This is a genomic window from Bacteroides sp. 2_2_4, from assembly GCF_000157055.1.
In the GTDB taxonomy this organism is placed as follows: Bacteria; Bacteroidota; Bacteroidia; order Bacteroidales; family Bacteroidaceae; genus Bacteroides; species Bacteroides ovatus.
In genome coordinates this window covers 462,619-487,701 of the sequence record NZ_EQ973358.1, presented here as the reverse complement: position 1 = coordinate 487,701, position 25,083 = coordinate 462,619, and the positions used below count along the sequence as shown (strand labels likewise).

Below are 25,083 nucleotides of genomic sequence, written 5' to 3'. Positions count from 1 at the left end.
GATTTTGAAGGAAATAAACATTATCACTATTTTTGTACGAAATTAAAATGAAAGAAATTATGGAAATCGAAATACATCCGTTAGAACCGTTTCTCCCAGCGAAATCAAAATTACTTATGCTGGGAAGTTTTCCGCCACAGAAAAAACGTTGGTCTATGGAGTTTTACTACCCGAACCTAAACAACGACATGTGGCGTATATATGGAATCTTATTCTTTAATGATAAGAATCACTTTCTGAATTCGACACTAAAATCGTTCTGCCGCGAGCAAATCATAGACTTTTTAAACGAAAAGGGGATTGCCCTATTTGATACCGCTTCATCCATTCGTCGGTTGCAGGATAATGCATCGGACAAGTTTCTTGAAGTAGTGGAAGCCACCGATGTTGCAGCATTACTGCGGCAGCTTCCCGAATGCAAAGCAATCGTCACTACGGGCCAAAAAGCAACGGACACTCTCCGACAGCAATTCGACATAGAAGAACCCAAAGTAGGTGATTACTCCGAATTTGTTTTCGAAGGTCGTGCCTTGCGACTATACCGGATGCCCTCATCATCAAGGGCGTATCCATTAGCATTGGACAAGAAAGCAGCCGCTTACCGGATTATGTTTCAGGATTTACAGATATTGAAGTGAAGTTCAAGTATTAAGTATTAAATATCAAGTATTAAATTATAAATGAATATGGCAACATTATTTTTGCAGTACCCGGCATGCAGCACATGCCAAAAAGCCAAGAAATGGTTAACAGAAAATAACATTGAGTTTACCAACCGCTTAATCGTAGAAGAAAATCCTACGGTGGAAGAATTAAAGGCATGGATTCCGCGCAGCGGTCTGCCGGTGAAGAAATTCTTCAACACGAGCGGATTAGTATATAAAGAGCTGAAACTAAGCGAGAAGCTACCTGCAATGAGTGAGGAAGAACAGATAGCACTATTGGCAACCAACGGTAAATTGGTGAAACGCCCATTGGTAGTGACAGACAGCTTCGTTCTGGTCGGTTTTAAGCCCGATGAGTGGGAAAAATTAAAATAATTCAAAACTTATTTACCCGAATGTTTGGAGATTCAGAAGTTTCTACTACCTTTGCAGCCGCAAACGCGGGAGTAGCTCAGTTGGTAGAGCACCGGTCTCCAAAACCGGGTGTCGGGAGTTCGAGCCTCTCCTCCCGTGCAGAGTTAAATAGCTGTAAGTAAACAACTTATGGCTATTTTCCGTTTATAGGTCGGACAAGTACCGGACACTTTATTTAATATGAATGTTTAATTGTACTACGTTTCTGTTTACAAAAACGTAGAAAAAAATGTGTTCAACGAAAAGACAGGGTGCCTCATTAAATAGTATAATACCCTACACTTTGCCCAAACTTCACACCGGGAAAAATTGGTATATTGATTTCAAAGCTTACGATCCTTTGGAACAAAAAATGAAACGAAAAAAATACATGCTGGATAGCATAGATAAAATTAGTGTCCGGAAAAAGAGGGCCACGGAATTAATCGCAAATATAAGCCGGCAACTCCTATCCGGTTGGAATCCATGGGCAGATACTTCAAATTCCCGCCAATATACATTATTCGATGATGTTGTGGAATTATACAATAAATATCTAGTTAAATTCCATAAGTCCAAAGTGTTTAAAGAAAGTACTTTTACGGACTATAAAAAAAGAATTAGGGTATTATCAGAATACAACAAAAAGCGTTTCAATCCTATAATATATATTTATCAGTTTGATAAGACTTATGCAAGTGATTTCTTGGATTACATTCTTATTGATCGTGATTCGTCAGCTCGCACAAGGAATAATTATCGCACCTGGTTATCATCTTTTGGTAGCTGGTTGTTAGAAAAACAGTATATAGACAAAAATCCCGTAGAAAATATCAAATCATTATCGGAAGACAAAAAGAAACGAGACGCATTGTCCGCTAATGATCTACAAAAGCTTAGAACATATTTAGAGAAAAATAATCCGTACTTTCTCCTACTTTGCCAGTTTGCATATTACACCCTTATTCGTCCAGATGAGCTGTCAAATATTCAATTATCCGATATCTATATTAAGGATCAAAAAGTATTTATTCCTTCAAGTATATCTAAAAACCGCAAAGACGGTATGGTAGGATTAAACGATATTTTAATAAAATCTATGCTCGAACTCAAAATATTCAATTATAGCAATGATTGTTACTTATTCGGGAAAGATTTCAAACCCTCAAAAGAGAAATCGACACCACGTACTTACAGGACTTATTTCAATAAAGTACGTACGTTACTTAAGTTCCCTGATTCTTACCAATTTTATTCCCTAAAAGATACTGGTATTCGTGATTTGGCAAATTCAGCCGGGATCGTCATTGCACGCGATCAAGCAAGACATTCGGATATTTCTACCACAAACAAATATCTAAAAGGAGAAGCGTTGCCAGTGCATGAAGAAACAAAACATTTTGAAGGACTTTTCTAAGAACAATAATTCTATCATAACCTCCCGCTAGTAACTTGATCTTTACTCTATGACTTGCTTTTCCAATAAAAAATCTATATCTTTGTAAAAGTTGTATATAGGGTATATTCCGATGAGATGCCTGAACATACCCTATATTTATGGTTTTATGGTTGCATCTTCTGTCGTGATGATAGGAGATGCTTTTTATTTACATAAGCGAACAAACCTGAAGAAGCCCGGTACAAATTATCCGGTTATTTGTTTTTCTGATAAGAATATGTATATTTGCATGAATTGCTTACCATAGGATTCAAACAAGAGTCTTTATTTAACTTATGTTTGTTATTATGTTTGTAAAAAGCATCTTCAGTCAGTGATGATAGAAGATGCCTTTTTGTATACCTTCCCGAAATGTCCATATTGGATTGCTTCCGGACATACATATCAAGGTAGTTTTGTAAGTTCGATTAAATTCATTCCCGGCCTGTAACCCTGAACGGGTGCTCCTTCCTGCCATGCCGCAAAATCTATGTCTCCTTTAGTGGAAACGGTAAACTCAAATTCATTATTATACTGGTTATTTCCTTTACCTGTGAAACCTACTGTTCCGACATTTGCCTTTGCCAACTGTATTTCCCCGGCAAATACGCCATAATAGGAATTGACCCTGTATTTCTCCTCCAACAAGAAATTATTAGCGGGGGAATAGAGAATTCTTGCCTTATAGTTCCCGGCCGGAAGGTTCAAGGAAATCCTTAACTTCCTGCTGCCATCAGTAACATTATTCATGGATGACTGACATCTCAGAAATGTCTGTGCAGGGTATATTCCGTCATCATCAGCCGTAGTATCGCAACTATAGTTATTCGCACTGTTATCAGCGAAAACACCATTGGCCACGTATTTACCAGAATTGTAATTTATATACCACGGCAGGAGGTTCCCCTGGCTATCTTTCAGTTGTCCGGCTTCATAGCCATGATATATGGCCATTACCGTCTGGTTAATGGTGTCCCCGTTGACAACAGGATAATCCACATTATTGTTAGTCGTGCCGTTAAAGGCTATCAATGCTTTAACCGGGGGGGCCGTCAGGCTGATGGAATCCTGTACGACACCCGATTCTGAAACCGTGTTCTTCATCTGCGCATAAAGCGTCTTACTGCCCACTGAAGCAAATTTATAAGTAACACCTTCTTTCCATGCCAGCCAATTTGCAGACGTTAACTCTGCTGCTGTTTCCGCCAACCTGTAATGTGTTGGAGTCCCCTGACTGACTTCAAATGAGACAGGCACGGTATAGCCGGCAAAAGCTTCTTTTCCATCCGCCAGTGTTATGCCTGCCAGGACAACAGGCTGTACCACCAAAATCGAATCAGACTTGATTGAAGATTCCGTAGTCTCATTTCCGACCTGCGCATATACCGTTAAATTGCCATCCGCTATTTTTGAGTCATATTGAACTGTCGAACCAGCCCACACAATCCACTCTGCACAATCAGACAAATCCGCCTGCCTGCCGATCTTGTATTTAGTGATGGCATTCAGCGTCTCAAACTTAACCGATACAATACCGGAGTCCGTGCTGGCATCACCATTGTTGATAGTAATACTGTTCAACCGTGCCGTAACAGTATCTATCAACTCGATGGCGGCTGATCTGGATACCGTTTCAGTAGTGACATTTTTCAATTTTGCATACAGTATTTTGTTGCCATAGGATGCGGATAGTTGCACTATCGGATTTTCAGTGAATTCCACCCATGTAGCACCTGTAAATGATGGACTTTCAGAAATCATATAATGAGTCGGGTATCCGACATAACCAAATGCCACATTCACATTCCTTTGTATCGTAGAGGCGGCCCCGTCATTAATAGTGATGCCGTTAAGGGTCAGTGTCGGCTCAAGCAGCGTTATTCCGTCGGATAACGTTCCGGTTTCCCCGTATACGTTCTTCAACTTGACATAAACCGTTTTCGCGTTGAATCCTTCTGACAACTCAAATGTCGGATTCGCGGCATATTCAACCCATGACGCTCCGACAAAACCGGCATTCTCGCTGGCCATATAATGCGATGGAGCCTGTCCACTGTATGTTATGTTCAGTGTCACATTCTTCTCTTGAGTGAATTCCTGCCCGGAGTTGATCACAAACGAGTCGAGTACAGGTGGTGACACCCATTTATTGATTCTCGCCAGATAAGGTTCTTTCAAACCGTCCTTCAGCATCTGTACAAAATAATAGGCGTCGTCATAAGCGTATTCCGCATTATAATCAGCTTCAAAAGCTTCCACATATTTGTTCACACGTTCCATCAGCAACGGGTTGAAGTCGAGGTTGACCAGCAGCTTGCCGTCATTCATAGCGAATGAGGTTCCATACACATTGTCACCGGATGTTACAGACACTCCCTCCAAAGAAGAAATTCCTGATATGAGCACGGACAAATCCCTGAAAAAGAAATTAGCCCCTTTAGGCACATACATCCTATAACGTACCCCCGTTTCCGTTACACTCTTTACAGACAGCGTGTTTTCCCTCATATACCAGTATTCGAAGAACTCCTCCAATGTCGGGAACCAGAGGGAGTCATTCCCGATGTCCCCGTAAAGTTCATGTATCTTCTTTATCAGTACGGATTCCCAGTGTGAACTGCGGTGGGCCGAACCGATGAGCCAGTATATAGTGTTCCGATCCGCTGTGGTATTGACCCCGGAAAGGATATCCAGCAGGTCCTGTGCATACTTCGGATTGTCATTATCCGAAGTCATGTCATTCCCATAGGCGAACAGACGTTCTACGGTCACATCCTCCTTAGACAATGAAAAATCCGGCTTGAAAGGATACACCTTCCTTATGCTCGGGTCGCCCGCCTGGGCTGTGATCATCTGCACGGTGTCATTGCCACGGCAGAATCTGATATACTTATGATCCCCGTTCGGTTCAACCATCAGTTTGGGCACACGTCCGACATATTCCCTGAACAACGCCACGGTATCCGACATACACTTGTCAAACTCCTCCTGCGTGTTTACCGTATCAATCTCATAGCCAATCAGGTCATGGTAGGCGCACATGAACCCGAAATCGAAATAGAACTTGAACTCCTTCTCGGAGGTCCACGGCCAGTGCATCCCGACATCCTGACCGATATACTGGTCTTTCAGCTTGTCAGCCCAGGCGGAGACGGTCGTGGCGTACCGGCGTTTCACGCCGGCACCGTCCGTGCACTGGGCAAAATGTTCCGGATAATAGCCGCCTGAAACATAGCGGTCAAATTCGGGATTTCCCTGCATCCCCAAATGATAACTCAAAACACGTCCGTCAGGAAGTTTGAATTCTTTAGCAACCAACCGTTTATTGATGGCAGAGAAAATATACTGATAAATGGCGTAACTGTCATCCGTGATGTAGCTGAATGCCATTTTCTTGTTGAACTTCAAAGGGGGGATTTCCAGAGATACGGCCGACTTATCCACAGAGCCCGGGAGTACTATGTCAAATTCCACCACGTCTCCAAAAAACTTGCAATACTGGACATGAAGCAGGCCGGACACCTCCTCGCTCACATCATCCTTGCATCTGACAGCCACACAGGACTGTAGCTGCGCGTTTATGTAGTACCGCGTAATCTCATAACTGAAGTTGAAGAATTCCCGATTCACACCCTTTCCCGATGAAATGACAAAAGAGTCAATATTGGCGTAAATGCCGAATCCAAGCGGTTCATCCGCTATCACATACTCTTTTGTCACACCCGAGATACGAGGCAACTCCTGGAGCCTGACGCTTCTTTCATATATGTCTATCTTGTCACCCCCCATATTATATACGCCGGCCTTGTGCTCGGAAGGCGATATTGTCAGCGGTTTGGAGGTCTTTTCATTGACAGCCTGTTCCACCTTTTCATCGATACGGCCGGTAGCGAGCGCCAGCTCCAGTTTCATCCCGTCACGGTCTATCTGCAATGTGCTTATATCCTCGGAACAGCTGGAAATATCCTGGGACAGACTTTTCAGTTCCCCCCAAACGGAACCGTCCTCACTCTGTGAGCCATCCTCCCTGCCGATACGGGCGTTGATATCAGCCAGCAATGCGGCCAACGAATCACTGTCTTTAAGCCCGTTCAGAAAATTAAGAATTTCGTTAAAATTGTCGATTGCCTGGGAAGCATTATTACCGACAAGTCGGTCGATACGTAAAGAAACGGCATCTATAGCCTTCTGCAATGCTGCATCGGCGGCAATGCGGGAGGCTTCCTCCGCCTGGATTTCTTTACTTTCGGAAACCTTTTTCAAGTTCACGTTCAAGTGATCAAGAACCGCCGCCACCATTTGGTTAGTAACGCTTTCCGCGTCCTCCGCGGTTTCAATGACTATAATAAGATCATCGATATACTCCTGTGTTGCCATATAGATACATTAATTAAATTGTTTGCTGAACTCTTTGGAATGAACCCGCGGTTTCCGGTAGCCGCTTTCCGTGATTTCTCCCGTCCAGTTGGACTCCTTGTCGGCAAACGTGAGCTTTAACGTCACGTTCTGCGGCGCGTCCGGACGGACACGGTAAGAAAACTCTTCCACCGAAGGAATTACTTTGATCTCTTCCCGGCCGTAACCTGCCAGGTAGACATCATCGGAGGAAAGCAGGTCAAGAAGAAAGCGTATTTCCTGCGGGCGTCTGAATCCCGTCTTAATCGTTACGACTTCCTGTATCTCCGTCCGTATGCGATCCGAATAATAATCATCGGTAATTTCATCGTAACGCCGGAAAACAGCGTCTTCGTCTTCATCCATGCCGGGAGTTACGCTCGCCTCGCCTTCCAGGGAAAACACCTCGTAAACCCCGTAACTGTTCAGGAACCGGAGCCGGTAATGCTCGCGGACCGTCGGGCTTTGCTCGATCCCGATCCGGCAGGCGAACGTTTCACCGCTATACACGTCAAAAAGGTTGCCCAGTACCCCGTAATCGGTAAAGAATTTAAGTCTTACGGCCTCCAGGTTCAAGGCGCAAAAGTTCTCTACCCGGCCTGGCACTGCAAGGCTTTGCCCGGTAAGAAGTTCCGTTATTTTCAGCTCATGCTCCGGATAGATGAAACAGAGCGGGTAAAGCTCCGTCTCGCGCATCGTTATACGCCAGTCGTTGCTCCGGGTGGTAAAGAAGAAATTACAGGATTCATTCAGAAACTTCAAGGAAAAGATATTATTACCCTCTTCATGCAGCTTCTTAAAAGCCCGTTTGCCGATACCTCCACGCCAGGCGGCTAAAACCAGGGTTTCCGTTTCCGCTTCTTCATTCTGCATGATAATCATGATAGTAGCCTTGTTGTACCAGCCGGAGGAAAGGTTTATCAATATATCACTACTTCCACTTAAAACGGGGATATCCTCAAACACTGTTTCCAGAACTTCGGCAATATTTACCTTGAAACTTCCGTTACCGTTGCCGGTAAATAAAGACCTCCGGTATTCAAAGTTTAAACAGTGCATAATATTATACGTCACCATAGAAGTAGTTTCTACCGAAAGATAGACTGGATTTCTGGTAAAGGCGTTTTCCGTCGGGTCGATGCTTGCTGTCAAACTCATAATTCAAAGGTGTTAACGATGAATATTCCGTTAAACTCACTCTTATTTTCAAGCCCGGAGAGGAAACGGTCGCGCTGATCCGTGGGAGACGTCAGGAACTTGTAAAAGTCCGAGAGCCGCCCCGCATGGTTTTCCCTCCAAAGCTTATAAAGCTCCGTCACCTGTGAAGAAGACGGGGCAAGGATGATGTTATTCTGCTTTTCCATGGTGCAAAAGTTGGGTTTATCAAAGGAAGAATAAAGGACGGGATTAACCGGAATAGACAACAGAAACAAAAGTATCTGTATATTCAAATTCGGATTCATACGTAACATCCCGATATGTACCGGGAGTAAAACTTCCAGGCTCGTAGTAAATACTTATTATTGCTGTCGCTTTACATTTATAGTTCCTTTGTAATGTAATTCCCGCTTCCTGGGGATAGTTTTCAACCAAGTATTTATCATCATTACGAGTTGTATATCCGTCAAGCGAGTAAGTTATTGATTTCATTTCGTTCACAGCGGTCGGCCTTTTGTTCCATTCATCCCTCGCCTGTTGTAAAATCCTGTTCCTTTCATTTTCTTTGGCTGTTTCTATATTTGAACTTATAAATTCCCACGTAAAAAGCCTGGAACCAAAAACGGGTGTTTCCTGTTCCTTATCCAAATCGTACGGACCAATCAACCGGAGTGTTCTTAATGTCAGATCAACGGGTACAATCTTATTTGCCGGAAGAGAATAAGAAAGCCCGTCAAAAAGTAAATATTGTCCTCGAAGTATTACCGGTGTTAAGATATCCATACCCGTAAGCCGGTGAACCGGTAACAAAACGTTTGCCTCTATCTTATTGAATGAATGTCTTAATATAGCGTCGTATTTCCTCCAGAAGTTAAAAAACAGGCCATTATCATATTGAAAAAATAGCGACATTGTATGCTTGCTTCCGTCTCTTAATATAACCTCTTCGGCGTCAGAGGTGTAAGGTAACACAGAACCGAAAGGATATTTACTATTTTGGGAAGACGTAAACGCAAACACGAAGGATAACGGTGTTTCCACCTTCTCCGAGTCTTCATCGTTATTATTAGAGGAAGTTTTAAGATACGTGTAACGGTGCACGTAATCAGCAAGATATTGAGGGGAAAGAATATCATTCGGGGCAAAATCCATTGGAACGCATTCGTCGTCGCTGGTTAATTCGTTATCTTCGATATTGTCGGTTTTCCGATCCCAGGAAAAGAAACTCGATGAAGAATAAGTAAGGCGGTTATTATCTTCATCCCATTTAAACCACCGTCCTGTTGTTTCCTCATAATTTAGATGTATCACCCTTTTAGATACATCAACTTTAGTTAACCTTGCGACTTTCTGATCTTTCAAGTAATCTTCAAGTCTTTCAACAGAGGGGGCCGCACCGGTAAAGGAAGTTTTGGCCGATAACTTCATTTGCCGGGCCGTTTCATAAGTTATTAAAGGTTCGTCTGTCAGGCTACGGGATAAATCAATGTCCGGAACATCATCCACAATATCCCGGATCAGTCTTAAAGTGGCCGTTTTCGTATCGGAAGAAACATTATAAACCAGTCCGAAACGCACATAAAGGGCGTTTAAAAAGTCCTCGACCGTACAATCCGGCATCAAATCCGCGTAAGAAAGTTTTCCTTTAACACAACAGTCGGCCGCATTATTCAGGATTACCAAGTTATAAAGTTGTTTATCTGTTTTAAAAGGATTTTCCATTATTGTATATCCAAATTCGGAAAAAACAAGTTCCAGTACACGCCATACATATAAAAAGGCTGTCACGCCGTAACCTTCCGGAAGTGTTACTGCAGTCGGAGTTCCATTTACTAAAAAAGTTTCTGTTCTTGCTTGATAACGTAACCGATAAACTTTGCTTCCTTCTGATACAGGTGTGATATAGTTCAAGTATTTAGGGTAAAACTGATTATCTTTCGAATCGTTACCGGTCATAATCTGAAATACGGCATAATCAGTCTGATAACCTCCTAAAACTTGTTGCAAATGTGCGCAAAGAGAATTAACGCTGCTATACTCCTTCACTGGTAATGTAATAGCATTTAATTTTTTTGCTTTCCATGCGCTGTAGGCTTCCGAATTGTCAAAGCCGATGTTAAGGGTAATACCTTCTTTTTTACCGGCGGAAACAATATTTATCTTCCCGGTACGTTTATATGCTCCGTCCAATACCGTACATGCCTGATCTTCATTCATCGGCTTTATACCCATGTCGAGACGGTGAGCAAAACCGGTTATTTTAGCATTGTTGCCGGTACATGGAACCGTGACCGGTACGGTTTGCGATCCCCGGTCGTTCATGACGGGGGATTTCTCGTCAATCTGTACGGTAAAGTCACCCCCTAAATCCAGATAACCTTTGTTCGTCTTAATCTTTAGCATAATGATTACTTATTTTCCGCGTGTAAAGGTGTCGCGGGCGTTATCTATAGTTTCTTTGGCCTTCTCCAAATCCTGGTAAACGATATAGGCCTTTATCAATTTGATAGCCTCACAGGAGGCGCGAAGCTCCTTTGCCGCTTCCAGGAACTCCCGGTAGAAAGAATCACCTGCAGGGGAAGTGACGTAACCGCCTTCATAATATTCACCCGGATTCTGTGGTAACGGGTTGGCATTGGTACGCTGCCGCCTGATCGCTTCGATAGTGCTAACGGCGTCGATTACTTTAGGATTATTCATTTCCGGCTGTGGTACCACATATTCCCCCTTATGAACCACGCCGGCCACTTCATAACGCCCGCCGGGACCGGTGTAACCGCCTTCATAATACCCACCACCGGAAGAACCGGAAACAACACGTTCAGCCGTGGCGGTCTTGCTGCCGGTGGTGTTTTTCAAGGACATATTTTTGATCCTGTCCCGTTCTGCCTTGGCCGATGCAAGCTGGGCCACACCGGTAGCCGCAAGCATTACTGCAGCAACGGTTCCGGCAATCGGCCCGAGGTCCGCGTACGCCTTCATAATCGAAACGGCTGTATCTGCTATGATCTGGGAACACTTGATAGCAAAGTTTACATCCGCGTACTTCTTTTGAATCTCCAGTTTCTTGTTTTCCTTCTCTTCTTCCAGGGCGGCAGTATCTTCCCCGTTGTTCTCGGCTTCCTGTATGAGAACATCGTATTTTGCTTCCACCTGGTCGATTTCGGCCTGCTGAATGGCTTCCACCATGGAAGAGGAAAGACCGGAATAATAGTCAAAGAATTTTTTAGCGTTATTCATCTGCATTTGCAGCTTTTTACGCTGGTATGTCTTTTCATCTATTAATTCCTGATCGTGCAGATTCTTTAACAGGGCCAGTTCATTCTGGTATTCCTGTGCCCATGATACGCCGATCTGGGATTGAATCTGGTATAAACTATTCTGGTATTCAAATTCAAGCTGGCTAATTTCCTGCTGTTTCTGTTTCTCCAAACCAACGGTAGAAATTCCCGCCTGCCTCGCTATCTCAATTATAGCATTATAAGTCGTTTCTACATCCTGAACCTGCTTCCGGTGTGCTTCCTGCATACCGGTTATTCCTACCGGAACGGAAGTTATTTCACGTACTTTTTGGGCAATGGCCGCCCGATCACGCAATAACTTCATTTCAGACTCACGCACGGCGTCGGCCGCTTCCGTCGCTGTTTCTATACGTTTCTGTTTGCCGGTAATTTCCAAAGCGGCAATATCATTCTGGTAAGTACGGTTTATCTCCAGAAGTTCTGCGGCGTGCTCCGCTTCAACTTCCAGCATATAGGCGTCGGCGGCTTCCTGCGTTATTCTCTGGTTTAATACCGCTTTTTCCATGGTGTCCTTCTGGACGTTGTAATAGGCAGTTTCGATCTTTAACCGTTCATCCCGTTTCTCCTGTGCCAGTTTTATACGGGCGTCCTCCTGCTTGCCGGTTTCCGTAAAAATGGCCGTCTGCGCTTCCGTTTCGAGCTTGTGGATTTCATCGAGTAACTTCTTCTTTTGGGCCGGCGTTTTTGCTTCCAGCTTCTGGAGGGCGTCAATACGTTCCCGGTAATAGCGAAGGTTTTCCGCCGTCCCTTCAAGAATATACTGGGCTTCCGTCTTATTTTCCTTTTCCCGGTTCTCTTTGATTAGAAGCATACGTTTTTCGTGCTCGATCTCCAGAGGCTTTAATGTGGCGGCCGTTTCCGTATTTTTGTACTCCCCGGCTTCCACTTTCTTTTTGACCTTCCCCAGTTCGTTTAAACGTTTTATTTCGGCGTCGATACGTTCTATTTCCTTGTTTTTCTTGGCGATATTCGCTTCGCTGTCTTCCGCCCATTGCTCCTGAACCTTTTTCTTTTCGGCCTCCAGTTTCTTTATAAGGGATGTTTCAGTATTTATATTTTCTTTATTGGTCCCGGTTAATGAAGTGGCCGTCGCCTCTGTTTTTAAGATATCATTATTGATCTGGGCGATTGCTGATTCTATACCGGCCAAATCCTTCTGTGTCGTCTGTAGGGCTTTCAACTGGTTAGCCTCTTTTTCCGTACCAAATAAACGGCTTATTTTAGCGGTAAGACTGTTCCGGTTATATCCTGACAATGTATTTTGCTGGCGGGTGTCCCAGTAAGCGTCGCTTTGCTCTGATTCCTGGCTTTCAAGATTCCTTTTTTTCTTGTACAATTCTTCCAGTTCCTCCTGGTAAGCTTTCAACTTGATTTGTTTTTCCAAGGAAACTAAATATTGATCTATAGCCTCCTTGTTGTTGTTTATGAGCCTGCCTTCTTCATTCAATTCCGCATTATAATCCGGTATCAGTTCTTTTAATTCAGCGAGCCTTTGTTTACGGGTGTAGTTGGAAAGGTTCTCGTCATTGATAGCAGCTACAAGAGTTTTTATTTTTGCTTCCTGGCTGGCATATTCTTCATTCACTTTCTTTACGACTTCCTGGTGGGCCTTCATCGCCGCCGAAGCCTGTTCCGTCTTCTTTGCAAGCTGGTAGATAGCAACACCGGCTGCCACGAGTAACGCGAGCAGGGCCGTATATGGATTCTTCAAAAGTTCGATCCTCATTAACCGAAGGGCGGCGGTACATCTTTTAATATTCAGGTGCAGCAATGCCTGGGCCGCCGCATAAGCCAGAGTAGCCGCCCGGCTGATATAAAGCTGTACGGCGTGCGCTTTCTCTGCAACGACCGAAGCAAGGGTCGCCGTTTTAAAACGGGCGTGCCACATGGTAGCGATTTTCAGTCCTCCATAGTAGGAAACCAAATAAGCGGTAACGGTATAAGTGACAACACCCCATTTATTAAACATGTCGATCATACCACCCACACCTTCCACCATAAGCGTAACAAGGTCTATTAAATCCCGGAGAATACCCTTTGATTCATAGAAACGTAAAACTACCCCTTCAATAGTTGAACTTAGCCGGTTTAATGCACCCTGAACGTTATCACCCATTTCTTCGGACATAGCATTAAAGGCGTCTTCCGCACCTGTTACCGCATCGCAAAGTGCCAGCACGGTATCGGTACCGTTAAGGAAAGTGTTAAACGCTGCAACGGAACGTTTATCGGTCAGTTCAAGGGCCTTGTTCAAGTCTATTCCTTCGCTGTTTAGTTTTTTAAGTCCCTTTACCAGATCATCCAGGTTGTTAACCGGACCGCCAAGAGCAAGCGCGAGTTTGCCGCTACTGTCAGCCAGGTTAAGCAAAATATTACGTGTTGCCGTCGCTGCCGATGAAGCGTCGAAACCGCTGTTTGCCAAAGCTCCCAAAAGGGCGGTCGTTTCCTCGATTGTGAATCCGAAAGAATTAGCAACCGGGCCGACGGTAGACATTGCACTATTCAGGTATTCAAAATTCAGGGCCGAAGACGTTGTACCTATTGCCATAGTAGAAAGTGCCCGTTCCGTATCTTCCGCATCAAGGTTGAAAATACGCAATGTTGCACCGGCAAGCGTAGCAGCCGAGGCAAGATCAGTGTCCACAGCCTTAGCGAATTTCAGCACGGAAGGCGTCATCGCTTTAATATCCTCTTTAAAAAATCCCAGCTTGGCAAGCTCTATCTGAAGTTCCGTTACCTGTGCGGCCGTATAAGAAGTAGTAGCACCCAGCCGGCGCGCTTCATCTGTTAAATCCTTGATACTCTTTTTCGTGGTTCCCAGAATAGCGGCCAAAGTACTGTTTTTCTTCTCGAACTCTATAATAGTACTGATCGCATCCCTTAGCCCGCCGACAATCTGTCCGGTTATCATTGCGCCGATAGTGACAAACACACCGGCCAGAACCGTTTTTATCTTATTCAGGGAAAGAAGGGAACCGCCGAAACCTTCCGCCTTTTTCGTGGCCTGCCCGTATGCTTTCTCAACTTCTTTCAGTTCCTTCTCCAGGGCGGCATATTTTTCCGGCTGCAAGGATTTCACCGTATCGCGAAGCTCTTTCCGCAAGGCGTTTGCCTTCCTTGCCAGCTGGTTGGCACTCATGGTGGTTTTATCCAGCCGTTTCTCACATTCGGCAATCTTCTTGTTATTCTCGCCGATCGTCTTATTATTTTCTTTCAGTTGCTCATCAAGCCTTTTCCATTGTTTACCGCCAGCTTTCCCGGTGGCGATTAAATCGGTCATAGCCTTTTTTATCTCCTTATTGCTATCCCGGAGCTCCTTGTTCTTTTCTGAAAGATTATGTATTTCCTTCTGCGCATCGGAGGCGTTCAGGGTTAACACCCATTCGATATAGTCAGGTTTTAATTTTGCCATAAGAGTAAATTTTATAAGGCAAAATTATCCTGGTGTAAAGTGGCGGAAAAGGACACAAAAAAAGCCCGTAGAACCATTCTACAGGCTTATTATACTAAGAAGAAAGTATTTTATCTCTTAAAGGTAAAATCCGAAGGATCAAAACATTCTTTATCCTTAATTGTTGCCCGATCTATCATCCAGCAAATGTACCAGGTTAGAGGAACCGATATAAGAGGCGTCACGATAAAGGAAAGAAAGGCAAAAGCAAGCCACCCGGATAAAGTAGCCGGTTTATGCTTACATCCTACGAAAAAAAATATTACCAGGAAAAAGCCGATCAAAAATAAAATATCTTCGTATGTCATACAATCATCGTTAGTTCTTTACCGATATCTTTAATAGTATTTACTATTAGGGCCTCCCGTTCTTGTGAGGGCTTTTTTATTCCACTTATATATTGAGACATAAGGCTTTGACTTATTCCCATACGTCGAGCCACCGCAGAAGCATTTAGTTCCGGGTGAGAAATAAAAATCCGATATAAGAAAGTTTCTTCCTTCTTATCTTGAATAGCTAAACAATCATTCATAGGGTCTAAAAATATGCAGCTATACCAATTTCATATAAAAACTCCGGTGCAAGGTCGGCACCATTGGCCCATTCAATAGTAGCACGGGTTAAACCATATTGAACAAATTTTTCCTTATCCAATAACTCCCCGAAAACCTCACCTGTAAGATAAGGTTCCAAATTTACGATCTTTTTACTCCCGTCGCTGAAAGTAACAAGAAGCTCGTAATTCCTAATATAATCCACATCTATAACCCGTAACATAAGCGTTTATTTTAATGGTTCAATTTTATCTATTTTTTCCCCTTTTTGGGCCTTTTCCCAAAGAGAAAGTATTTCTGCCTCGTGCAAGTTAATCCACTCATTTACTTTTGCAATAACTTTAGCTGGAGCCTGACCGTCTACAATCCGATCCAATACGCTAATAGAACATTCATAATCACCATAAGTAAAATGAATATGTGGCGGATTATGATCTTTCCAATAGAGGAATATAATAATACCGAAGAATCTACAAATTTCAGGCATAAACTTTGTTTTATTGGTTACTGAAACAAAGATAGGTAATAAAATCATTACCTACAAATATTTAGGTATTAATTTTATTACCTATTTTAGCGAACTGGCAAACATTTCTTTTATCCTTTCCCTTACATAATCCTGATATTCATATTTAATCTTCCCGAGTGTGTCATGATATAGAATCCCGTATATCTGCCGGTTATAAATCTGGTAATTACCGTGTTTCTTCATATCCAGGAAGCGGGTATATAATGGAAGGTTAGAATGTGCGATTACCCCTTCGCCGTCCGGAATGACCGAATAATTCGGGTTCTGTAGTGCGGCCATTAATGCACCGGATCGCCCTTGTATGATCTCCCCGGTTCCCTGTACTTTCTTACGTTCACGGCCTTTCTGATAAATCCGTTTGGTAGCGATATCCAGTTGGGCTTGAAATATGTCCTGTATTCCACGCCCGATCCGGTTGGTAAAAAAATCCGTTTTAAAATTTTCGGTCATAAGCAATTTGTATTTGTTTTCTATAAAATGTCTGAACTTAGATTTCGCTCAAATTAAAAAGGCGGTAAATGTTAAATTACCGCCTAATTTCAAGATTAAAACTAAAATCTTAAATTATTTCTTAACACTTCCTGTCGGTTTGTCTTTAGTATCATTATTCTTATAAAAAATAGAAGCAACTGATATAATTGTACCTGCACCCATAAATCCAGCAAACCAAGGTTTATCTAGATAAAGAGCATATCCGACAAGAGCTGTCATTACAACAATAGAAAGAAATGCAAAAAACATGCCCCACCAATTTATCCTTCCTTCCCTCCTATCAGCCTTTTTAAGAATATTCAACTTATTATTATCCATTCTATGTCGATGGTCCTGTTCCTTTACAGAAGCTTCAATAAGATAATCGACAATTCTAGGATCAATAGCTTTATATGCAGCCAATTCTTGCGCAGATGGCAAACAATTATCATCGACAGTATAAGTTTGCTCCAATTGTTTACCTATTCCATTACCCGTTGCTACTTGTGTCTCGCGTTGTTTTATTTCTTGCTTACCCATTGTTTAGTACTATTTCATCAAAAGATTTACGAACATCTCCTTCAATTTTCCTTCTGTCTTCCATAAGATTTTTCTTATCATCACTCCTGGTTCCATTCTTTTCCATAATTTCTTTTCTAATTTCAGAAATAGTTCCAGAGTTCTGTTTATAATTTCCTTGGGAAGCATTACGGAATGTTGAAGCACCATTTTTTATAAAACGTCCTACCTCTTTCAAAATACACATACTTACCTCCATTTTTTTATATTGCAAATATAGAAATAAAACATCAATCAAAAGATTTTGTTTCAATAAAATGCAAATAATTAACCAAATTCCCCGTTATTAACTAAAATTTGAGCAGAAAAATCAGCACATCAAAGAACAATCATCATAATAGAAAGCTTGTTTTGCTCATCCTATTATGTTTTAAATGAGAAAGCCAGGCTCCACCCTGCAAACGTCCGGTAAAATCCGGATTCCGGAAGAGTGGAAAGGCTGGTTAAATCCAGTTCCTTAGTGACAGGGCAACCGGTGGCAGAATCTTCTATCAGCATTTGTTTGATACGCTCCATAACCGGCTGCACCTCTTCGATAGTCTCATAAGCCCCTTTACGTTGGGGATCGTACTTGCTCATAAGGAAAATAACGCATAAATTATTTTCCCTCACATTGTCAGCCGAAAGGCTGGCACCCGTTCCCGACGGGATCAGAATAAAGAGCACCGGACATTCTTCTTTAGATAGTCCCTGTATCGTCTTACTCATTTCCTCGTCAATGGTAACGGGCAGCACCTTCTTTATTTCAGGAATACGTTTTTGCACGCCTTCCCAGTATTCACGGTAAACCTTTATATCTATCATATCGTCAATCCCTGATAACGTTTCGCCTCCCATTCACGGCGGATGACAAGCCCCGGAAGAATCTTACCGCCTCCGTATATCCACTTTTTAAACTCTGCCGGTATGGATGAATCATACGCATCTGCTCTGATCTTCTTATAAAGCGTTGATTTCTTTAATTTTCCGATACCTACATTAAAGCAAAAGCTTACTACCGCGTCAAACTGGTACTGTCCCAAATCAAGGGGAAGCGCGTTTACCTGGTTTTCTACCGCCCTGATATCCGATTCAAAGAAAGCGTCGGCCTGGGCCTCGGTGATAACATCACCCGGTTTTACACCGGTCGTATGACCGTAACCGATCGTACATACTCCCGCGGCACATACATACGCTTTCAGGCGTAGCCCTTCAAATTTCTTGATCTTGTTTTTTGTTCCTGTTGTTGTTCTCATTTCTTGTTACGTTTTTGGTGTAAATACTCAAACTTACATTTATACAGATAAAGCAATACATCCCAAAAGGGCGTATCGTCCACCTCCTTCTTATTACCGAACACACCGGAAGCCGCCACTTCAAAGACTATTCCGGTCCAACCGGTTTTATCGTCCGCCTTCCGGTCCTCGGATGCCAGCTTCTGAAACAATATCCGAAAGTCGATAGCTTCACCACCGATATAAACCGGTCCGGAAAGAACCATTTCCCAAACAGCGGAAAAGAAGTTTACCGCATGAATGGCAAGCAAGGAAGGAACGGCCGGCATCTTCTCCGGGTCCTTGTACCGGTAAAGCTTTAACGTAATATCCTGGAAGATTTCATTTATAGCCGGATCGTCTTTTTCTGCTGCCGCCTGCTTGCTTTGCTGCAACAAATCCAGGCAATCACAAAAGTTACCGAAAGTAAGACCGTTCAGCATGTCACCGACACCATGCCAGCCCCCGAAATCCTGCATCAGGTTACGACCGGTTTTCAGAATGGGCGTAACGATCCGCTCGCCCTCCTTACCGGTTGTATAAGAGAAAAAGCCGTCCAGCTTTTCCAGTTGGCCGTCCAGCTCCCGGATGATCTCACGCCGGTACATGGTGTAATCCGCTTTCATGCCCAGAAGGAAAGAAAGCCATTTTACGCGGAACTGTCCGGGGTTGATCGTACCGCGGTTCATCAGTACCGACAATATAAGAAACTGCCGGTACTGCTCACTGTTGACTTCATCCAGGCAGGAAGGCACCTCTACCGTCTTACTATTATATGTAAACTTCTCCATGTCCGGACATTAAAAAGTTATTCCTTTGGATTGTACGGTAACACCCGGTATATAATAATCCACCGTTTCCGACTGCGCATCCAGTTCCCTAATGATATCCTGCAATACATCCAGATAAGCCGCCGCGTCCTGCTCCAGACTGTTAGCAACCGATTGCCGGGCCTCTTTTTCCGCCCGCAATTTATCCCGTACGGTTGTGCTCTGCTGTACTTGTACGATTCCACTTGGCAGAACTTCCACCGGTAAACGTTCAACGGCCTTTTTTATAGTGAGAAGTGCAAGCGGGCGGCGTACATACTCCAGCAATTTCTCCGTTAAAACGGTATCGCCTTCAATCAGTTTATTATAACGGTTCCGGGTGATAACAGGTATTATCTGCCCGTCCTGAACTTCCCGGATCATAGGAATAAGCACCAGGAAAAGCCGGTGACTACCGATATTGTAATATTCATCGAACGTTTCCTTATTCTGGATTAGAAGCCGGTTTATAGCCTTTTTCTTAATGCCGTTCATCCAGAAATCAAACTTTTCGCGGTCCATTAGCTCCACCAACGCGTCTACAGCTTCATAAGCCAGGTTCCGGATATTCTCTTCATCCTTGAACTCCTGTAAAGCGGTCATGCCCGTTTCATTCTCTCCCAAGTGTTTGCCACGTCCGGCCGTTCCGTGTTGTGCGTCCAAAGTGGGAATGACCTTTAACCAGGTAAACATCGCCACCGCTTGCTGCATCAGCCGCAAAGTTTCCGCCATACCGTCCGGTTCCGTAACGTCCGCATGATCTTCACGGTAATACTTATCTACCGCGTCTATGGGTTCCGTTCCGATGATAGCCTGTAAATCTCGAATCCCCAGCGGTATAATAGGTTCCCACTTGGTAAAATCAAGATCATTATCGATCAGGCCCAGGACACGGACTATTTCACCGGCCCCGTCACTACCTTTATTAAATAACTTCGTCATTTGCTCGATCTCTTTTTAGGGTATATGGTTTCCAATTATCAAAATCCTTTGTGAAATTGTTTATTTCATCGTAGAACTCCTTATAAAAGCGAGCCAGCCCGGTATCTATCGTTATACAGGTCTGCTCCGTGTGCGGATTGGTGTTCACATTGGCCGAGCTTTCTATTACAAAATCAAAAGCGTTACCAAAACCGGCCATTACTTTAGCATGGTTACGGAAGATGCAGACACGTGATCCGAAACGTTCCGCCACCTTCTTTAGGTATAAATAAACATCCGCGTAGGAACCTTGAAAGATTTCACCTACATAAAAATCTGCGTGCCCTATGTCTTTTCTCTCCAGCCATTTCTCCACCTCCTTAACATCGGTAATTGCCATACACCAGGTAGAAATCAGAACATATTCCACCGGCTGCTGCTTCACGATCACACGAAGATAAGTAAGGCTGTCAACGTCCCCATGACTGATACAGTGATAAGACGCCCCTTTCTCAAAATGCCAGGGCAAACACTCTTCCAGGTGCAGCTCCGATTTTATCCGCCGGTCAAAATGAACGTTTTTCGTCCGGCGTGCCTTTATATGCTTGTCCGAGATGTTGTCGGCACGGTTCTCTTCCGGTTGCCGGTCGCTTACCGGTTCTTCCGGTACATCTTCCGCTTTCGGTGTGAAAAACAGACTACGCATTTTCTTTCATACGGTTAGAGGGTGAAATATTCTGTTCCGCTTCCACTATGGTACGATAAAGCCCTACTTTCGTTACGGTACCCGGAAAGTTGGCATTAATATACTGCTGTAACGGTTTACAAAGGATCATGTCCGGAATAGCCGTTTCGGAAGCGTTATACACTTTCAGGCTATATAATTTTTCCGATCCGGAAGAAAGCTTGTTTTCTATAATCAGGTTTGAAAGTACCGGATCAAGACCGAAGCCGGAGGTGGCGGCCGCGTCCGCCTTATTTGATATCTTAATTTGGGCGTCCACATAATCCTTTATCTTCTTATCCAGCGGTTCCACCGTCCAGCCCTCAAAGTTATTCGCTTCCGGATTCCAGAATTTGGTCGTGTGCATGTATTTCCCGGCGTTCTGCCTTCCGGTAATGTTGGAGGCGAATTTCTCCATAGCTTCGTCCTTGAAATCTTCCAGCATCTGGGCCATGTATTTCTCGCCCGTACGCTCGCAAACCTGTTTTATACGTGCTTCCGCGCGGTCCCAGTAAGACTGCGGCGATTCGATATGCAGGGAAATGGCCGAAGCGTTTTCGTTATAGGCGATCAGGATAGCGGCCAGACCGCCGGCAAGCTCCAGCCAGTCAAGCGCACCCAGAAAACGCGGCGTACTCATGAAATCCTTGCAAAAGGAATAGATATTATAGTATTTCACGGAAACCGGATATTTGAACGGGTGGCCCGGATCAAAGACCGGGTAACGGTAAGTATAAGCCGGATCAGGATAAGGAAAGTCGCCCACAAGTACTTCCTGCGGTTCATCCTCACCGTCGGGAGGATATACCAGGCGGGCCTTCTGGTAGGGAATATGTTCCAGCCGTACCAAACGCCCGGGATTGCCCACACGTGGCGCACGGTTCCGGACAAACTTTATAAAAAAGCCCTGCATGTGTGTTAAGTCTACGAGTGAGCGGTGAAGAACCGTCGTGTAATCCCACGACTCCAGGTCGGCGGTTATTTCCGGATCGAGTTTCCAACGCCGGTAAAAACGGTTATTCTCTTCGTCGATTGCATCCTCATACAGCCGCGGGCCTTCTCCCCACTGCAAACCGGCTATTTTACCCATAATGCCTTCACCGGCGTAGAATTTATCCAGTAAACGCATGACCTCGCCCGGCATGTCGTTATTGTCACCTATGGGAACGATAAAGGTACCGTTTACGCTGATCTTACGCGAAAAGAAAGCCCCCCGCCGGTTTAACTGGATGCTGGAAGGTTCCCAACCTTTACCGCGTCCACCGATAGAAAAGGAGATCAACCCCTTGTCAGTGCCGGTATCTATAATTCCAAAGTTACCACTTCGTCTTATTTCCATAATCTTAAATCGTTATTCTTTTCCCGTTGAACTCCATTACCAGACATTCCCAGCAATTCATCGGCCGGCCCGTTGCGGTGTCCGTCAGGAATAGTTTATAGCTTGAATTTTCGATGCTTTCATCCGTCGCCTTTTTCCTCAAACGGGCGGCCGTGAGTATCACCATGTCGCCGCCGTCCCGCGTCTGACGGTTCCATTTCCGGAACTTGATAGAAAAGGTCCCCCCGGAAATGGTAATCCGCTTCATCTGTTCTACCGCTACATAAAGGTTCATTTTTTCCATAGCCGGCGGACAAAGTTTTTAATACTGCTCCAGTTATCATGTACTAGGCAGAAGGATAGAAAGAAAAACATGAATTTTAGGAACGTCCATAGGCTACACCCGTTTGTAGTCTTTTCTTTTTCCTGGCTTTGTTGCTTAACGTCGAATTTACGGGTAACGGCTGTTTCCGCCTGACTGGTAGTTTCCTTATGATCCCGGAGGGAACTGCTTTGATTCTTTCCAGTTCTTTTTTCAGTTTTTCGGTTACTGAAATCAATTTCTTTAATTCTTCCGAGGCTGTCGTAGTCGATACGGATATGCGTACTATCTTCCCGGTAAACGTTAAGTACGTGCTCCTCATGGCTCGAATCTCTCCGCGCAAGTTCAATAACTCCGTCAGTAGTTGTTTGTTTTTCTTCTCCAGTTGCTTCTGTAACCGTTTTTCGTGTAACAGAGCGAGGAGAACGACAACTGTAAAAACAAGCTGCAAAACAAATAAAAATAAGTAGGTGTACGATTCCATGTCTCATGTTTATTAGGTCGTTAATTATTATTAGTGTCAAAAGTGATAGATTTACGATTCTGACAATTCTTCACCCCGCAAAGGAACGGTTTCATGATATCCATTACACGGGCGTTCTGCCTGATATCCTTTTCCATTTCGTTACATTTCTGCTGGAGTTCCCGGTACTGGCTCTCTACATCGTCGATCCGCTGTTTCAGTTCCTTACGGTCATTCTTCATATCCTCGATCAGTCCCTGGTAAACCTCCTGTACTGACTTCATGGCGTCAGCTTCCGCCTGTTTACGGGTATATCGGAGAGTGAATAGCCATGTCAGGCCACCCGTGCAAAGAGCCGTAATAATCGCTGTAATTATCGTTTCCGTCATATTGGTAGAGTTAAAATGTTACATTATAGTCCGGACGATACATACATGCGTCAAATAACCCGCCACGATCCCGGCCAGGTCTGCCAGAATATCCTTCCAGTCCCATTTATTACAAGGGGACATTTCATCCCCGTATTCCTTACCCAGTGAAGCGCCCAGGGCAAAGGGAACACCATAATTACCCAACAGGGCACATATAGCGTAATTAATTCCGAAATGCTTCCATTTGTCAGTTCCTATTTTCATAATTTGAATCATTGGTTACTGCAAAGGTGGGAAGAACGGAAACGGACGAAAAGGACATAAAAAAGAGTGCCGGGAACCACCCCGGCACAAACAAACCCTAACCTGGGACTTAAACCCAACGGCTGCCTTTTCAGCCGGTATGCTAAATTATTAATATTAAGGATTAGACAGCTTTTCGATGTCTTTTTTCATCATACGTAAAGTTCTGATTCTTTCTACTATTTTTTCAGCGGAAAGAGGTTCGCCCCCTTCATCGGTCAAATCGTCGATCGTTTCCTCTATTACTCGTATGTAACAAGCGGAAACCGGCTCCGTCTTAACTTGCCACTGCTTCAATATTTCGGCACTTTCATCTGTTATATGTGCGCCGTTTACTTCTATGTCTTTCATAACAAATCTTTCTTTAAACGTTTTTAATCGGTGTAGTCTCTAAGGTAGTGAAATCAATTATTCCGGCCTGCCGGTATATCCCGAGGGCGACTTTTCTAAACCGTTCATAATTACGTCTATCAATGGGCGATAACTGCCACCTCTTCATGTCTTTCATCAAATCCGGTATATTATTAGCACTATTATACATACAGTTGTTTTTACCGTACTCGTGATGAAGTGATACAGACTGAAAATCACCGGAAAAAACAACCAACCGTAAACGTTCAAGTTCGAGGAAAGCAAACTCATTGTTAACCTTCTCCACCTTGTATGCTCTTAGTTCAATGGAAGGCGCACCGTATTCACGTCTAACGAAAAATAGGATATCAGAATTATTTGTATTCATTTGGCACCTCCTTTTAAGTCTTCTAATTTAATATGTGAAATACTTGTTATACTTTCCAGTACCCCGTCGCATATACTTTTAACCCTTAATCCGCGGGAACCGTCTTTTTTGGGTAAATTCAGGTGATAATACGGGCGATTCCTCCAGAATGTAATCCGGAAAATCCAGCCACGAACTTTAAAAGTAGCATTACTTATTTTATAATCAACCTGTACCAGATCACCCGGTTTAAATTTACTTTCTTGTAGAAACATCCCCTGTATTTCTTCCTGTTCCTTCTTTATTTCCTCAATTCTTTTATCATTGTTTTGTAATTGGGTAAGTAACACTTGCTGATATTCAGTATATATCATTCGGCACCTCCTTTCTTTTCTATCTGGGGACGCTCTGAAAACCTATATATTCTTTTAACCCGGTAAATAAAAAAATAGGCTACAGGCTTGTCACAGCCGTTATTATGTGTTTTAGTGTCCTGATCTATGTGAATAAATCCGATGCCGGAAGATATTTTCAACGGCATTGTTTTAGGGTATTTCTCGTTCAGCTCCTTTACCTTTGCTTCCAGTTCAGTTTTAAAAGCATCGAAGGAAATTTCGTCAGGGCAAAGCGTATTACCAAACTGGTTTGCAAACTCTGCCATTTCAGCACATTTTCGATTCTGTGGCTTATACTCGTTAAGCTCTATAAAATAGGATGTCATTTTCGGCCTCCTTTCTGTACCTTCTTTGCCCGGTACACACAAACAACTGCACCGATAACAGCCGGCGGAAAGATAAAGGTTAGACAGAACCAGGCAATAGCAGATAAATAATAAGCATCGGAAGCCGAGTTTACGGAACAATCTTTTTCCAATTCCTGAAAATAACGATGTTGGATCGTGTTTACGTCCGTGCTACCAGTACGGAACGAAGGCACGTAGCTTGTG

The 25,083-nt window shown here is 43.6% G+C and carries 29 protein-coding genes and 1 tRNA gene; 4 read left to right on the top strand and 26 right to left on the bottom strand.

Features of this window, described 5'->3' with window-relative positions; translation table 11 throughout:
* Positions 1-59: 59 nt before the first annotated feature.
* The 4 genes from BSCG_RS17515 to BSCG_RS17530 all read left to right on the top strand — a co-directional run bounded on the left by BSCG_RS17515 (position 60) and on the right by BSCG_RS17530 (position 2,475).
* Complete coding sequence (locus tag BSCG_RS17515; RefSeq protein ID WP_004320682.1) at positions 60-638, top strand: uracil-DNA glycosylase family protein; 579 nt, start codon at positions 60-62, stop codon at positions 636-638.
* A gap of 48 nt (positions 639-686) precedes the next feature.
* Positions 687-1,040, top strand: coding sequence for an arsenate reductase family protein (locus tag BSCG_RS17520; protein WP_004308288.1), 354 nt, complete (start codon positions 687-689; stop codon positions 1,038-1,040).
* A 65-nt stretch (positions 1,041-1,105) separates the two neighbouring features.
* Positions 1,106-1,178, top strand: a tRNA-Trp gene (locus BSCG_RS17525).
* A gap of 130 nt (positions 1,179-1,308) precedes the next feature.
* On the top strand, positions 1,309-2,475 hold the full coding sequence (locus BSCG_RS17530) for a tyrosine-type recombinase/integrase (protein WP_008775613.1): 1,167 nt from the start codon (positions 1,309-1,311) through the stop codon (positions 2,473-2,475).
* Positions 2,476-2,901: 426 nt separating this feature from the next.
* Here BSCG_RS17530 and BSCG_RS17535 read toward each other — a convergent pair whose 3' ends face one another.
* From BSCG_RS17535 to BSCG_RS17660, 26 genes are all read right to left on the bottom strand, one after another.
* On the bottom strand, positions 2,902-6,873 hold the full coding sequence (locus BSCG_RS17535; RefSeq protein WP_083793654.1) for a hypothetical protein: 3,972 nt from the start codon (positions 6,871-6,873) through the stop codon (positions 2,902-2,904).
* A gap of 9 nt (positions 6,874-6,882) precedes the next feature.
* Positions 6,883-8,049 (bottom strand): hypothetical protein, encoded by a 1,167-nt coding sequence (locus BSCG_RS17540; protein WP_008775610.1) that lies wholly within the window; start codon positions 8,047-8,049, stop codon positions 6,883-6,885.
* Positions 8,046-8,255 carry a hypothetical protein gene (locus BSCG_RS0127425; RefSeq protein WP_004318206.1) on the bottom strand — a complete coding sequence of 70 codons (210 nt, stop codon included), beginning with the start codon at positions 8,253-8,255 and terminating at the stop codon, positions 8,046-8,048. Before BSCG_RS0127425 ends, BSCG_RS17540 begins: the two co-directional genes overlap by 4 nt.
* 43 nt (positions 8,256-8,298) lie before the next feature.
* On the bottom strand, positions 8,299-10,452 hold the full coding sequence (locus BSCG_RS17545) for a hypothetical protein (RefSeq protein ID WP_008640107.1): 2,154 nt from the start codon (positions 10,450-10,452) through the stop codon (positions 8,299-8,301).
* Between the two features lie 9 nt (positions 10,453-10,461).
* The gene (locus BSCG_RS17550; protein WP_032849442.1) at positions 10,462-14,763 is read right to left on the bottom strand and encodes a phage tail tape measure protein; all 4,302 of its coding nucleotides are present in this window, start codon (positions 14,761-14,763) and stop codon (positions 10,462-10,464) included.
* A 343-nt stretch (positions 14,764-15,106) separates the two neighbouring features.
* Positions 15,107-15,334, bottom strand: a complete 228-nt coding sequence (locus BSCG_RS17560; RefSeq protein ID WP_004303369.1) for a helix-turn-helix domain-containing protein — start codon at positions 15,332-15,334, stop codon at positions 15,107-15,109.
* 5 nt (positions 15,335-15,339) lie between these two features.
* A complete protein-coding gene (locus BSCG_RS17565; RefSeq protein ID WP_004318202.1) occupies positions 15,340-15,579 on the bottom strand; it encodes a DUF2442 domain-containing protein in 240 nt (79 codons plus the stop codon).
* A 6-nt stretch (positions 15,580-15,585) separates the two neighbouring features.
* The gene (locus BSCG_RS17570; RefSeq protein ID WP_004303371.1) at positions 15,586-15,891 is read right to left on the bottom strand and encodes a DUF4160 domain-containing protein; all 306 of its coding nucleotides are present in this window, start codon (positions 15,889-15,891) and stop codon (positions 15,586-15,588) included.
* A 33-nt stretch (positions 15,892-15,924) separates the two neighbouring features.
* Positions 15,925-16,335 carry a hypothetical protein gene (locus BSCG_RS17575; RefSeq protein ID WP_032849441.1) on the bottom strand — a complete coding sequence of 137 codons (411 nt, stop codon included), beginning with the start codon at positions 16,333-16,335 and terminating at the stop codon, positions 15,925-15,927.
* Positions 16,336-16,449: 114 nt separating this feature from the next.
* Positions 16,450-16,896: a DUF2335 domain-containing protein gene (locus BSCG_RS17580; protein WP_008775605.1), complete on the bottom strand. Its 447-nt coding sequence runs from the start codon at positions 16,894-16,896 to the stop codon at positions 16,450-16,452.
* The gene (locus BSCG_RS17585) at positions 16,889-17,134 is read right to left on the bottom strand and encodes a hypothetical protein (protein WP_032849440.1); all 246 of its coding nucleotides are present in this window, start codon (positions 17,132-17,134) and stop codon (positions 16,889-16,891) included. The genes BSCG_RS17580 and BSCG_RS17585 overlap by 8 nt, the downstream gene beginning before the upstream one ends.
* 164 nt (positions 17,135-17,298) lie before the next feature.
* Positions 17,299-17,739, bottom strand: a complete 441-nt coding sequence (locus BSCG_RS17590; RefSeq protein ID WP_008775603.1) for a hypothetical protein — start codon at positions 17,737-17,739, stop codon at positions 17,299-17,301.
* Complete coding sequence (locus BSCG_RS17595; RefSeq protein ID WP_008775602.1) at positions 17,736-18,170, bottom strand: lysozyme; 435 nt, start codon at positions 18,168-18,170, stop codon at positions 17,736-17,738. Before BSCG_RS17595 ends, BSCG_RS17590 begins: the two co-directional genes overlap by 4 nt.
* On the bottom strand, positions 18,167-18,979 hold the full coding sequence (locus tag BSCG_RS17600; protein ID WP_008640098.1) for a hypothetical protein: 813 nt from the start codon (positions 18,977-18,979) through the stop codon (positions 18,167-18,169). Before BSCG_RS17600 ends, BSCG_RS17595 begins: the two co-directional genes overlap by 4 nt.
* A gap of 9 nt (positions 18,980-18,988) precedes the next feature.
* A complete protein-coding gene (locus BSCG_RS17605) occupies positions 18,989-19,939 on the bottom strand; it encodes a DUF6712 family protein (protein ID WP_008640097.1) in 951 nt (316 codons plus the stop codon).
* Positions 19,923-20,624 carry a hypothetical protein gene (locus BSCG_RS17610; protein ID WP_008775601.1) on the bottom strand — a complete coding sequence of 234 codons (702 nt, stop codon included), beginning with the start codon at positions 20,622-20,624 and terminating at the stop codon, positions 19,923-19,925. Before BSCG_RS17610 ends, BSCG_RS17605 begins: the two co-directional genes overlap by 17 nt.
* Positions 20,617-21,981, bottom strand: coding sequence for a hypothetical protein (locus BSCG_RS17615; RefSeq protein ID WP_008775600.1), 1,365 nt, complete (start codon positions 21,979-21,981; stop codon positions 20,617-20,619). The genes BSCG_RS17610 and BSCG_RS17615 overlap by 8 nt, the downstream gene beginning before the upstream one ends.
* 4 nt (positions 21,982-21,985) lie before the next feature.
* Positions 21,986-22,264, bottom strand: coding sequence for a hypothetical protein (locus tag BSCG_RS17620; protein ID WP_008775599.1), 279 nt, complete (start codon positions 22,262-22,264; stop codon positions 21,986-21,988).
* 76 nt (positions 22,265-22,340) lie between these two features.
* Positions 22,341-22,766 (bottom strand): hypothetical protein, encoded by a 426-nt coding sequence (locus BSCG_RS17625; RefSeq protein ID WP_083793653.1) that lies wholly within the window; start codon positions 22,764-22,766, stop codon positions 22,341-22,343.
* Positions 22,767-22,786: 20 nt separating this feature from the next.
* Positions 22,787-23,134, bottom strand: coding sequence for a hypothetical protein (locus BSCG_RS17630; protein ID WP_008775597.1), 348 nt, complete (start codon positions 23,132-23,134; stop codon positions 22,787-22,789).
* A gap of 18 nt (positions 23,135-23,152) precedes the next feature.
* Positions 23,153-23,380: a hypothetical protein gene (locus BSCG_RS17635; protein ID WP_032849439.1), complete on the bottom strand. Its 228-nt coding sequence runs from the start codon at positions 23,378-23,380 to the stop codon at positions 23,153-23,155.
* A 156-nt stretch (positions 23,381-23,536) separates the two neighbouring features.
* Positions 23,537-23,770, bottom strand: a complete 234-nt coding sequence (locus tag BSCG_RS17640) for a hypothetical protein (protein WP_004303384.1) — start codon at positions 23,768-23,770, stop codon at positions 23,537-23,539.
* A 13-nt stretch (positions 23,771-23,783) separates the two neighbouring features.
* The gene (locus BSCG_RS17645) at positions 23,784-24,158 is read right to left on the bottom strand and encodes a hypothetical protein (protein WP_008775595.1); all 375 of its coding nucleotides are present in this window, start codon (positions 24,156-24,158) and stop codon (positions 23,784-23,786) included.
* Positions 24,155-24,511 (bottom strand): hypothetical protein, encoded by a 357-nt coding sequence (locus BSCG_RS17650; protein ID WP_008775594.1) that lies wholly within the window; start codon positions 24,509-24,511, stop codon positions 24,155-24,157. Before BSCG_RS17650 ends, BSCG_RS17645 begins: the two co-directional genes overlap by 4 nt.
* Complete coding sequence (locus tag BSCG_RS17655) at positions 24,508-24,858, bottom strand: hypothetical protein (RefSeq protein ID WP_008775593.1); 351 nt, start codon at positions 24,856-24,858, stop codon at positions 24,508-24,510. The genes BSCG_RS17650 and BSCG_RS17655 overlap by 4 nt, the downstream gene beginning before the upstream one ends.
* A partial coding sequence (locus tag BSCG_RS17660) for a hypothetical protein (RefSeq protein WP_032849438.1) occupies positions 24,855-25,083 on the bottom strand: 229 nt, incomplete at its 5' end. The genes BSCG_RS17655 and BSCG_RS17660, both read right to left, overlap by 4 nt.

Bases quoted from the DNA above. Each gene is read 5' to 3' on its own strand.
- BSCG_RS17515 (WP_004320682.1), top strand. From the start codon at position 60: ATGGAAATCGAAATACATCCGTTAGAACCGTTTCTCCCAGCGAAATCA.
- BSCG_RS17520 (WP_004308288.1), top strand. From the start codon at position 687: ATGGCAACATTATTTTTGCAGTACCCGGCATGCAGCACATGCCAAAAA.
- BSCG_RS17530 (WP_008775613.1), top strand. From the start codon at position 1,309: ATGTGTTCAACGAAAAGACAGGGTGCCTCATTAAATAGTATAATACCC.
- BSCG_RS17535 (WP_083793654.1), bottom strand. From the start codon at position 6,873: ATGGCAACACAGGAGTATATCGATGATCTTATTATAGTCATTGAAACC.
- BSCG_RS17540 (WP_008775610.1), bottom strand. From the start codon at position 8,049: ATGAGTTTGACAGCAAGCATCGACCCGACGGAAAACGCCTTTACCAGA.
- BSCG_RS0127425 (WP_004318206.1), bottom strand. From the start codon at position 8,255: ATGGAAAAGCAGAATAACATCATCCTTGCCCCGTCTTCTTCACAGGTG.
- BSCG_RS17545 (WP_008640107.1), bottom strand. From the start codon at position 10,452: ATGCTAAAGATTAAGACGAACAAAGGTTATCTGGATTTAGGGGGTGAC.
- BSCG_RS17550 (WP_032849442.1), bottom strand. From the start codon at position 14,763: ATGGCAAAATTAAAACCTGACTATATCGAATGGGTGTTAACCCTGAAC.
- BSCG_RS17560 (WP_004303369.1), bottom strand. From the start codon at position 15,334: ATGAATGATTGTTTAGCTATTCAAGATAAGAAGGAAGAAACTTTCTTA.
- BSCG_RS17565 (WP_004318202.1), bottom strand. From the start codon at position 15,579: ATGTTACGGGTTATAGATGTGGATTATATTAGGAATTACGAGCTTCTT.
- BSCG_RS17570 (WP_004303371.1), bottom strand. From the start codon at position 15,891: ATGATTTTATTACCTATCTTTGTTTCAGTAACCAATAAAACAAAGTTT.
- BSCG_RS17575 (WP_032849441.1), bottom strand. From the start codon at position 16,335: ATGACCGAAAATTTTAAAACGGATTTTTTTACCAACCGGATCGGGCGT.
- BSCG_RS17580 (WP_008775605.1), bottom strand. From the start codon at position 16,896: ATGGGTAAGCAAGAAATAAAACAACGCGAGACACAAGTAGCAACGGGT.
- BSCG_RS17585 (WP_032849440.1), bottom strand. From the start codon at position 17,134: ATGGAGGTAAGTATGTGTATTTTGAAAGAGGTAGGACGTTTTATAAAA.
- BSCG_RS17590 (WP_008775603.1), bottom strand. From the start codon at position 17,739: ATGATAGATATAAAGGTTTACCGTGAATACTGGGAAGGCGTGCAAAAA.
- BSCG_RS17595 (WP_008775602.1), bottom strand. From the start codon at position 18,170: ATGAGAACAACAACAGGAACAAAAAACAAGATCAAGAAATTTGAAGGG.
- BSCG_RS17600 (WP_008640098.1), bottom strand. From the start codon at position 18,979: ATGGAGAAGTTTACATATAATAGTAAGACGGTAGAGGTGCCTTCCTGC.
- BSCG_RS17605 (WP_008640097.1), bottom strand. From the start codon at position 19,939: ATGACGAAGTTATTTAATAAAGGTAGTGACGGGGCCGGTGAAATAGTC.
- BSCG_RS17610 (WP_008775601.1), bottom strand. From the start codon at position 20,624: ATGCGTAGTCTGTTTTTCACACCGAAAGCGGAAGATGTACCGGAAGAA.
- BSCG_RS17615 (WP_008775600.1), bottom strand. From the start codon at position 21,981: ATGGAAATAAGACGAAGTGGTAACTTTGGAATTATAGATACCGGCACT.
- BSCG_RS17620 (WP_008775599.1), bottom strand. From the start codon at position 22,264: ATGGAAAAAATGAACCTTTATGTAGCGGTAGAACAGATGAAGCGGATT.
- BSCG_RS17625 (WP_083793653.1), bottom strand. From the start codon at position 22,766: ATGGAATCGTACACCTACTTATTTTTATTTGTTTTGCAGCTTGTTTTT.
- BSCG_RS17630 (WP_008775597.1), bottom strand. From the start codon at position 23,134: ATGACGGAAACGATAATTACAGCGATTATTACGGCTCTTTGCACGGGT.
- BSCG_RS17635 (WP_032849439.1), bottom strand. From the start codon at position 23,380: ATGAAAATAGGAACTGACAAATGGAAGCATTTCGGAATTAATTACGCT.
- BSCG_RS17640 (WP_004303384.1), bottom strand. From the start codon at position 23,770: ATGAAAGACATAGAAGTAAACGGCGCACATATAACAGATGAAAGTGCC.
- BSCG_RS17645 (WP_008775595.1), bottom strand. From the start codon at position 24,158: ATGAATACAAATAATTCTGATATCCTATTTTTCGTTAGACGTGAATAC.
- BSCG_RS17650 (WP_008775594.1), bottom strand. From the start codon at position 24,511: ATGATATATACTGAATATCAGCAAGTGTTACTTACCCAATTACAAAAC.
- BSCG_RS17655 (WP_008775593.1), bottom strand. From the start codon at position 24,858: ATGACATCCTATTTTATAGAGCTTAACGAGTATAAGCCACAGAATCGA.